3 protein-coding genes are annotated in these 2,855 nt (G+C 66.8%); 1 reads left to right on the forward strand and 2 read right to left on the reverse strand.

Features of this window, described 5'->3' with window-relative positions; translation table 11 throughout:
- The coding region (locus tag GX543_RS07795; protein WP_290851082.1) for a sulfite exporter TauE/SafE family protein at nucleotides 1-397 on the forward strand (397 nt) is incomplete at its 5' end.
- Nucleotides 398-948: 551 nt separating this feature from the next.
- Here the strand turns inward: GX543_RS07795 and GX543_RS07800 are convergent.
- Entirely contained in the window at nucleotides 949-1,233 is a 285-nt protein-coding gene (locus GX543_RS07800; protein ID WP_290851083.1) for a hypothetical protein, read from the reverse strand.
- Nucleotides 1,230-2,633: an MBL fold metallo-hydrolase gene (locus tag GX543_RS07805; RefSeq protein WP_290851084.1), complete on the reverse strand. Its 1,404-nt coding sequence runs from the start codon at nucleotides 2,631-2,633 to the stop codon at nucleotides 1,230-1,232. The genes GX543_RS07800 and GX543_RS07805 overlap by 4 nt, the downstream gene beginning before the upstream one ends.
- Between the last annotated feature and the right edge of the window lie 222 nt (nucleotides 2,634-2,855).

A 2,855-nucleotide genomic window follows, 5' to 3' on the forward strand; every position in this document is an offset into this window, starting at 1 on the left:
CGTCAGCGACCGTATCGACGTTCGCGCCGTTCTGGTGGTACTGGTGGCAGGAACGGCGGTCGGCTTCCTCACCGGACTATTCGGCGTCGGCGGCGGCTTCGTCATCGTTCCTGCGTTGACACTCGCGCTCAAGCTACGCATGCCCGAAGCGATCGGGACCTCACTGCTGGTGATCGTCATCAACGCAGCCGTGGCGCTAAGCACCCGGGTCGCGACGACGTCGATCGACTGGGGCATCACGCTCCCGTTCGTGATCGCCGCGATCGGTGGTGTGCTCGCCGGAGGCCGCGTCGCCGATCGGCTCGACCCGCAACGCAGCCTGCGCTGGTTCTCCGCCCTGCTGGTAGTCGTCGCCGTCTACACCGCGTTCCGCGCCACGACCTCCCTCGCTTCTTGACCCCCAGCGCACTCGCTCGAGCCCTCCCGGACGCCCGCCCGGTGCAGCCGACCGCGCGGCATGGCGCCATCCCGCTGGCGGTCGGCGAACCCACCTTTCATGCCGTCAGGAGGGGCAGCCCGCCGGCTCGAACTGGAAGAGGACAGCATCCCGCCCACCCACGCCCGATCACCTTCTCGGTCGGGTGCTTGATCGGCCGACGCTTCTGCGCTGACATCTGCTCATGTTCTCAGGAGAGCGAACTGTCACCGCTTCCCGGACGGCTTCAACTCCGGACCGGGGTCGAACTCAGCCAGCAGCCTCCTGGCGCGTGACGTCAGGGAGCGGTAGGGGCTGTGTTCGTACCGGCGAAGATGTTGGATCAGCCTGGGAACAAGTACGGCATCGGTGCGGCTCAACTTGGCGAGGCTGTCGAGGCTGCAGCTGAGCACGATCCAATCGGAGCTCGAATCGAGATAGCGGCACAGAACCTCCACGGCACGTTCTCGTTGGGCCCTGGTGAGCGACAGCTTGGAGACATCTGAGCGACATGCCATTGGACGGACGGTTGATCAAGCAACGCCATCGGGCCGAGCAGCATCATCAGGTGAGGCTGAACCAAGGCCGGGCACTGACGACACCTTTTCCAGAGCGTCACTAGCGCGCATCCGCACGATCTCATCGTCGCACCCGATGATGCAGCCGACGAGTTCCGCGATGCGCTTCGGGTTGCCGACGGCTTCACGGACGACTGCATCGACATTTCGGAGCGTTCTGCGATCGCCCCCCGCCAGCAGAACCGCGAAAGCCAGCGGATCAGTGGCGCGGCAGACGACTGCCGGAACGTCGTCGCTCATTGATCAGTGGCGCGAGCGGTAACGGTCACGCTCGTGCCGTGGCCGGGAACTGATGCCTGCCAGCCGAGCTGGTGGCGGATGTGCCGCCGCAACGCGTCGGCGGCACCGGCCTCACCGTGGACAACGCTCACTGCGCGAGGGGCTCGGGGCGCGGCGCCCAGCCAGTTGATGAGTTCGTCGGCATCGGCGTGCGCGGAAAGGCTGTCGAGCTGGACGACTCGGGCGCGCACTGGGATGTCGTCACCGAAGACACGCAGGGTGCTGGCGCCGTGCAGAAGTGCCTCGCCACGCGTTCCGGCGGCCTGGTAACCGGCGAGCACGATCGTGTTGCGGTGGTCGGGGGCGACTTGGAACAAGTGATGCAGTACCCGTCCACCGGTGAGCATGCCGCTCGCGGACAGCACGATCATGGGGTCCCGCCGCGCCGTCAGCTGTTTGGATTCCTCGACCGTGCGGACCAGTTCGACTCCGTGTGCCATCGCGGTGACCTCGGCTTCGCTGAGCCGGTGTTCGCCGCCCGAGCGCAGGAACAACTCGGTTGCAGTTACCGCCATCGGGCTGTTGAGATATGTCGGCACGTCGGGGATCCGTCCGCTCTTGCGCAAGAGGGCCAGGAGGTGCAGAACGGTCTGGGCCCGGCCGACGGCAAACACCGGGACGAGCACGATGCCACCGCGCCGCGACGTGGTCGAAATGACCTCAGCGAGCTGGTCCATGGCGTCGTCGTCGGGGTGGAGGCGATCTCCGTAGGTGGATTCAACAATGATGTGATCGGCGTCGAGCGGGGCGGCCGGCGCGCACATGATCGGGTCGGCGGAACGACCGAGGTCGCCACTGAACAGGACCGATGCGCTGCCGTTGCTCAACCATGCCGACGCGGCGCCGAGGATGTGCCCCGCCGGGCTGAATCGGGCCGTCATGCCGGAAGCAGGTTCGAAGTGCTCACCGCACGGGCGGGGGTGCAGCAGTTCCAGGGCCCGGGCAGCATCTTCCTGGGTGAACAGCGGGAGTGCCGGACTGTGGCGTGTTGAACGGCGCTTGTTGGCGAAGCGCGCATCCTCCTCCTGCAGATGCGCGGCGTCCGGGAGCAGGATGCGGGCGAGAGCAGCCGTGGAAGGTGTGCACCAGATGCGACCGCGGAAGCCGTCGCGGACCAGTTTTGGCAGGTAACCACTGTGGTCGATGTGAGCATGAGTGAGCACAACGGCGTCGATCGATGCGGGGTCGACCGGGAACGGGTCCCAGTTCTGCTCGCGCAACCGCTTGACGCCCTGAAACAATCCGCAGTCGACGAGCACCCGGGCCGCGGCCGACTCGACGAGGAAGCGCGAGCCAGTGACCGTCTCCGCAGCACCCCAGAACGTAACGCGCAGGGGCCCCGTGCTCTGCCTCGAACTCATTCGTTGATCATTGCATAGCCCCTGCACGGTGGCCTCGTCCCGAAATCGCTGAGGCGCGAGGCCCTCAGGCGACCTACCAGCTCAGCGACGGCCGTCTCGTCCCCCGTCCGTCGGCGCCAGTGGAGGTGTGCTCGGAGACGTCGGTCTCCGCACCTGCTCGCCGTACGCTCGGCGAGATGCGGGAGCAGGCGCTGATCGTCGGGGGCCGGTCGGTGATGGTGC

It is taken from the genome of Gordonia sp. (in: high G+C Gram-positive bacteria), assembly GCF_012515855.1.
Lineage (GTDB): Bacteria > Actinomycetota > Actinomycetes > Mycobacteriales > Mycobacteriaceae > Gordonia.

Excerpts from the sequence above, each read along its gene's own strand:
- GX543_RS07805 (WP_290851084.1), bottom strand. The coding sequence starts at position 2,633 with ATGAGTTCGAGGCAGAGCACGGGGCCCCTGCGCGTTACGTTCTGGGGT.
- GX543_RS07800 (WP_290851083.1), bottom strand. The coding sequence starts at position 1,233 with ATGAGCGACGACGTTCCGGCAGTCGTCTGCCGCGCCACTGATCCGCTG.